Genomic DNA, 5755 nt, shown 5'->3' with positions numbered 1-5755 from the left:
GGAAGTCCGCAGACAGATTGCTGCGGAGGCCGGGGTCGGTGAAGGGGAGCTCATCCCCCGACTTCGTCCGGCGGAATTTGCCAAGGCCTCGCCGTTGCGGTTTCATACAGAAGCCCAGTTCTACATGGCAGTGGAAAAGGAATATTTCTTGAGTATGAAACGGTACTTAAAAGAGGAGATTGGTGTAAAACAGCTTCTCATTGGAAATAGTGATCACGGACACGGGCACACAGGTTATCCAATCGTGGTGGGAACGTCTCTCCTCGATGTTGTGGACGGCCACGTGTACTGGCAGCATCCCTCGTATATTCGCGATCCGCAGACCGGGCGCACGGTAGGCTTCCGAATTCCAAATACGCCCATGGTGGTGGATCCCCTGCATTCCACGGTTGTTCAGCTCGCGCGGACGCCAGTAGTCGGAAAACCCTATACGGTATCGGAGGTCAATCATCCGTTTCCCCATCAATATGCCTGCGAAGGCATCCCCATTCTGGCTGCCTACGGCGCATTTCAGGACTGGGATGGAATTTTCTGGTACACGCTCATGCATCAGGAAGTGGTGGGAAAAGAACCGCGGATTGCGGGGCATTTCGATCTCGCGTTTGATCCGGTGAAAATGACACAACTGGCGGCGTGCAGTCTGGCATTTCTTCGCGGAGACGTGCAAACGGCCAGGGAAGTGGTGACCAGGACCTATACGCCAGAGCAGGTACGGGAAAGTATCCGCTTGACAGGCCGTCGGGACCTGATGCCGTTTTTCACGCCGGGCTTTCCTCTGGCCTTACCGCTCAAGCACGCGGTGCGGGTGGCGTCGTTTGACGGGCCGCCGTTTACTCCGATTCCTTCTTCTGATGAAAATCCGATCATCGCCGATACCGGTCAAATCAAATGGTGTACGAAAAACCGATCGGCAGGCCTTGTCGTGGTGGACAGCCCCCGGTGGAAGGCTGTCGTCGGACACCTTAAAGAGATTCCGGACCGGCCTTCCCAGGTTGACATGAAGGTGGCGAATGATTTCGCGGGCATCACCGTGTGCGCGCTGGATGATCAGCCCATTGCGGAAGCTGGTCGTCTCCTGGTAAGCGCCACTGCTCGGGTGGAAAATACGGCCCAGCGGTGGAATACCGATCGTACGAGTCTGGAAGATTGGGGGCGAGCGCCAACCGTGATTGAGGTGGTGCGAGGTGAACTGGAACTGAAAGGATGGAAGGCGAAGCGCATTGATTGCCAACCACTGGATGCAAACGGCAAACCACTGGGCATGGTCTTCCAGGCATTGGCCACAGACGCCGGCTGGAAGGTGACGCTGGGCAACCAGCCGGCAACCTGGTATTTACTCACCGTGGAGCGTTGACCGGGAAAGGCCTTCGCAAGCAGGTTTCCTGTTTGTCGCTTTTGTCAATCGATGATGATAAAATGGCCGGCCGGGAGGTCGCCATGGAATCAATCCGCAACATTCTGCGTGCGTTTTTTGTGTACATTATGTATCCGGCCGTTGTCATTGGCCTGTTCTTTTATCTGGTTTCGCTCCTGTTTTTTCTGGTTCGGTGCGCCAAAACCACGTCGGGGGCCATTCGCCGCGCGGTGGGGGGACTGCTCCCCATCGTCATTCTCGTGTTTCTCGTTTCGAGTGATTTCCTCGACAGCGGGCATCTTGCCGAATGGCTGGACCGGCTTTCCGACACACACCGCCTCGTCCTGGGAGCGGTGGCGGCCTTTGTGATGATGGAAACGGGAAAACAACTGGGAAGGACCGACGCAAACTCCGCGGTGGCGGCCTACGCCTTTTTTGTGTCTTGTCTTCTGGCGGTGCTGCTGTGGGTTGTGATGGGAGGGCTTCTGGACAAGCTGAACTGGACCCTCTTCGCTTTCATTCTTGTAGGCGGCCTCCATGTGATGTTTCGCGGACTTCCCGGCTGGTTCGACTCGCCCTCCCACTGAAAGACCGCAGGATCACTCTCGGATCGGACGCGAAAAAATCGCTCATTGCGACGGTGGCAGACCTGCCTGACGTCGTACCTCGAGAGCAATGGCTGTCCAGTCCCAATCGCCGTATCCCTGGGCCAGAGCGGCAAGGTAGCGGTCACGCAGAACGCTCAAAAACGGCATCGGCGTTCTCGATTCGGTGGCCGACTGAAGGGAAAGATTGATGTCTTTCAAACCAAGCTGAAGCCGAAAGAGGGGATCACGGAATTGACCGCTCAAGAGATGTCGGCCATATCCTTTGTAGATGAAACAGTCGAAAAGGAATTCGGTGATCGTGTCGAAAAAGGTTTGCGGTGGCAAACCGTTCTTTTCGACGAATGCGAACGCCTCAGAGAGCGACTCCACGACTGTTGCGATAAGAAAGTTGGAGGCAAGTTTGGCCACGTGGGCGGCTTCGGGACCGTCCCCCAATTCCAGCACCTGGCGGCTGATGGCCTGAAGCAGGGGCTTGACGCGCTGGCGAGCCGCTGCCGGTCCGGATATGTAGAAAGTCTGGCGTTTGGCGGCCACGGTATCGGGACGGCCCATCACCGGGGAGGCCAGGTACGTTCCACCCAACTGGCTGTGTTTGTCGGCCAGGACGCGGGCGGTTCGTGGGGAAATGGTGCTCATCGAGACGTGGACGCCCTCCTGGCCGAGTCGCCGAAATATTTCGTCCTCCTCAAAAATGGAAAGCAAGGCGTGATCGTCCGAGACGCAGGTCATGACCAATCCGCCTGGGACGACCGCCTCGGCGGGTGAGGCCGCTTCAATCGCTCCTTGTTGGAGAAGGGGAAGGATCTTTTCGCGTGTTCGATTGTACACTCGGACGCGGTATCCCAAAGCGAGCCAGTTGGCGACCATCGCCTGGCCCATTTGGCCGATCCCGATAAAACCAAATTCCTGGTCTCCGGTCGGTTGTGCCGAGGACATAGCAAACTCCTCCTTCCATGCGAGACAGAACCCACGACTGCCCAACGAAGCTGCTTTTCTGCCAAGCTTGTTAGGGATTCAGCATACTCGAATCGGCCGGGGTTCGGAACCCGACGTTTCGCTTAACAGGGTCAGGCAGGTCAGCTCAGGAGGGCAGAAGTAGCGAAGAGGGAATTCACCGCCGATGCCCCGGCTCACGTACATCGTCGTGGGTGGTTTGTAATACAACCCCTGGGCGTAGCGAATGCCGTAAGCACTGGGGGCGATGATGGGCCCCAGCCACGGCAGGCACGCCTGTCCACCGTGTGTGTGGCCGGCGAGCATGAGGTGAATCTTGTTGCGAATGGCCCAGTAGAACTGGTCCGGTGTATGGGCCAGCAAAAGCCGGAAGTTGGGCGTCTGATCCAGCGAATCATCACGGGGGTAAGATGGGGCGGGTCCCAACCACGGCAGCTCATTTCCGCCCACCAGGACGGCCGTCCCGTTAAGAGTGAACTGTTCCACCTTCCCGCCCACGTCTTTGAAGCCGATCTCGGTAAGGGCTGTGCGAACGTTCTGCACCCCTGCGCGAAGGTCGTGATTGCCCAGGATAAAAAAGACGCCCAATTTGGCCTGGAGGGGTGCCAGAATCTTTTGCGCCTGCGGAATGCACTCCGCGCGATCGACGATATCTCCCGTGATCACGACCATGTCGGGCTCAAGCCGATTGCTGTGCTCCACCACGAGTTCGTAAAACTCATCGGGAATCCTTCCCACGAAATGGAGGTCGGTGAGCTGGACAATCCGCAGACCATTCAGGGCCGGAGGCAAGCCAGGCAATGAAAGGGCCAGATCAACGCGCTGACACGCGAGAGATTCATTACCTGGTAAAAGCAGGAGATTGCTGGGAGGGTGACGCCTGGGCGGCGGACTTTTCGACGTGTTTTTGTGAAAAACAACTTCCGAAATTTTGGTTTGCCCGGCCTCTAAGCGGATCCCAGAGCATCCTGTTTGCAGTGTTCCCGTGTGTTGTTCGACTCCTCCCGCGGCAGACGCGTCACCGGACAACTGCTCGGGATTGGAGGGGGCGATGCCCTGTTGCGCAGCCTTTCGCCGGCTGGTTGTGCGGGATAATGCCTTCCTCCGACGCACCAGAGCGAGGAATTGGATGGCACCTGCACGGGCCCTGGCGCGAAGACCCTGCCGGGATTTCAAGGCCGGCGCAAGATCGAATAGAAGCTCATTTGCCGAGGCTTTCAACACCCGGGGAGGTTGTCGGAGGTTCCGCCAGATCCGCCATCCAATGGCAAACGGGAGGGCCAGAAGGCAGGCGCCAATGTAGGCGTTGGCGGCCAGGGCTCCATACAGACCGACCTGGGAGTGTTCAATGTCACTTTGAGTGAGGAACAAGAGGGGTAGCTCTCCCTCTAATATAAGGATGACCAGGGTTGTCGGTACGACGGCCCCGACCGCGACGAGCAGCGCCGTGATCCAGCTACAAATTCCGAACGAGAGGCCAAAACCGTGGAGTCGATTCCACAGCGCCGCCCAAATGGTTAGATGCCCGAGAACTGCCAATACGAGTAAGAATATCAGAACAGTAGTCATTCTTGCTCAGAAGCTGAATACGTTGCGCTGGAATGTTTTCTGTTTGGGACAGGGTGGCACCCCTGCACGGGAGCTGTCGCGGTTTCCAGCTGTTACATCCGTCAATGTTCCGTTTTGTGATCTCGCTAGTACCTGTCACGATCCGCGGTTGTTTCCTCCCGGGGAAACTGCTGCTTTCCCTCCGAGTTTGGCCTGGTGTGCGGGCTCGGGTTAGCATCGACTCTGCGGTCTTCGCCCAGCGTCCGTCATGTTCCGCATCCCACAGGGTGCTGTTTTCGCACCCCTATGGGCTGCCGCTGTTTAAAGCGTATTATATACCTTCGGCGAATCGAAGGCAGTTTCAATCCCTTGCGGGCGGAGCGACGGCTCGATTGAGCGTGTCTGTGCCGCTCCAGGGATTCGGTGTCTTTCTTGCGGACTTTCCGCCAGGTTGGACGTTGTTGTAGCAAACTGTTGCCATTCGTAAAAGAGCGACAGATTCTGGTGGGCCAATTGGCCAATTTCGTTCCCAGGAGTACTTTCCGTGACTGACAGAAGCCGTTTTTGGATTGCCTGCGGCGCGATTCTGGCAGGCCTCAGCGTGGTTTTGGCCGCAGTGGCGGATCACGTCCTCAAAGGGAACTGGGGACTGGCGGAGGTCCGGCAGTTTGAGCTGGCCGTGCGGTACCAGTTTTACCACGCCGTTGCACTCATCCTGTGCGGACTTGTTGGGCTGTGCGGAAAATTCCGCGGCCTCAATGTCGTTGCCACCGGGTTTCTGCTGGGGATAGTCGGTTTCAGTGGCGGGCTTTTCCTCAAGGTCTGCCTGCCACAGGTTCGGCTCGGACCTGTCATTCCGGCGGGAGCGGTGTTGTGGATCCTCTCCTGGCTCGGTCTAGCCGTCATAGCCGTTATAACGACAAAAATCCGCCCATCCGATCCTGAGAATTAGCCCCGGGGAGGCCTCCGGCGCAGAGTGCGCAAAGGAGGGAATGTGCTCGATTGGCAGGCAACCATAACCGGGGTAGAAGGCAAAACGGGCTGGTTTCGGCTGTTAAATGGGGTAGAATTACCTTGGGCTTGCGATTAGGAATTGTGGAGAGGAAATTGGAACTTCACCACCAGAAAGGCATCGGATTTGCCAAAGCACAACAGTTGCCCAGGAACCGACTGCCGAATGGGCAGGCCATTAAACCGGGTGGATACATCGCTTTTCGCACTCAGTTGATGAGACGAAACTGCAAACACTCAGAGCATCCCGGGTGCGGGGTAGATGGTTGGCTTCTCGAGC

General features: G+C 57.3%; 5 protein-coding genes. 3 read left to right on the top strand and 2 right to left on the bottom strand.

Annotated features, from left to right (window positions below; all coding sequences use genetic code 11):
• Positions 1–1354 (top strand): hypothetical protein (locus H5U08_RS08770; RefSeq protein ID WP_297032237.1); only part of this gene is annotated, 1354 nt, incomplete at its 5' end.
• 83 nt (positions 1355–1437) lie between these two features.
• Complete coding sequence (locus tag H5U08_RS08765) at positions 1438–1941, top strand: hypothetical protein (RefSeq protein ID WP_297032235.1); 504 nt, start codon at positions 1438–1440, stop codon at positions 1939–1941.
• A gap of 42 nt (positions 1942–1983) precedes the next feature.
• On the opposite strand, the gene H5U08_RS08760 is transcribed toward H5U08_RS08765, so the two are convergent.
• Both H5U08_RS08760 and H5U08_RS08755 read right to left on the bottom strand, forming a co-directional pair.
• Positions 1984–2898: an NAD(P)-dependent oxidoreductase gene (locus H5U08_RS08760; RefSeq protein ID WP_297032233.1), complete on the bottom strand. Its 915-nt coding sequence runs from the start codon at positions 2896–2898 to the stop codon at positions 1984–1986.
• Positions 2899–2976: 78 nt separating this feature from the next.
• On the bottom strand, positions 2977–4485 hold the full coding sequence (locus tag H5U08_RS08755) for a metallophosphoesterase (protein WP_297032232.1): 1509 nt from the start codon (positions 4483–4485) through the stop codon (positions 2977–2979).
• 523 nt (positions 4486–5008) lie between these two features.
• Here H5U08_RS08755 and H5U08_RS08750 point away from each other — a divergent pair.
• A complete protein-coding gene (locus H5U08_RS08750) occupies positions 5009–5416 on the top strand; it encodes a DUF423 domain-containing protein (RefSeq protein ID WP_297032231.1) in 408 nt (135 codons plus the stop codon).
• Positions 5417–5755: the final 339 nt, after the last annotated feature.

The sequence above is a fragment of the Thermogutta sp. genome, assembly GCF_014359955.1.
Lineage (GTDB): Bacteria > Planctomycetota > Planctomycetia > Pirellulales > Thermoguttaceae > Thermogutta.
This window is presented reverse-complemented; position numbering and strand designations above follow the sequence as displayed.

Excerpts from the sequence above, each read along its gene's own strand:
- H5U08_RS08760 (WP_297032233.1), bottom strand. The coding sequence starts at position 2,898 with ATGTCCTCGGCACAACCGACCGGAGACCAGGAATTTGGTTTTATCGGG.
- H5U08_RS08755 (WP_297032232.1), bottom strand. The coding sequence starts at position 4,485 with ATGACTACTGTTCTGATATTCTTACTCGTATTGGCAGTTCTCGGGCAT.
- H5U08_RS08765 (WP_297032235.1), top strand. The coding sequence starts at position 1,438 with ATGGAATCAATCCGCAACATTCTGCGTGCGTTTTTTGTGTACATTATG.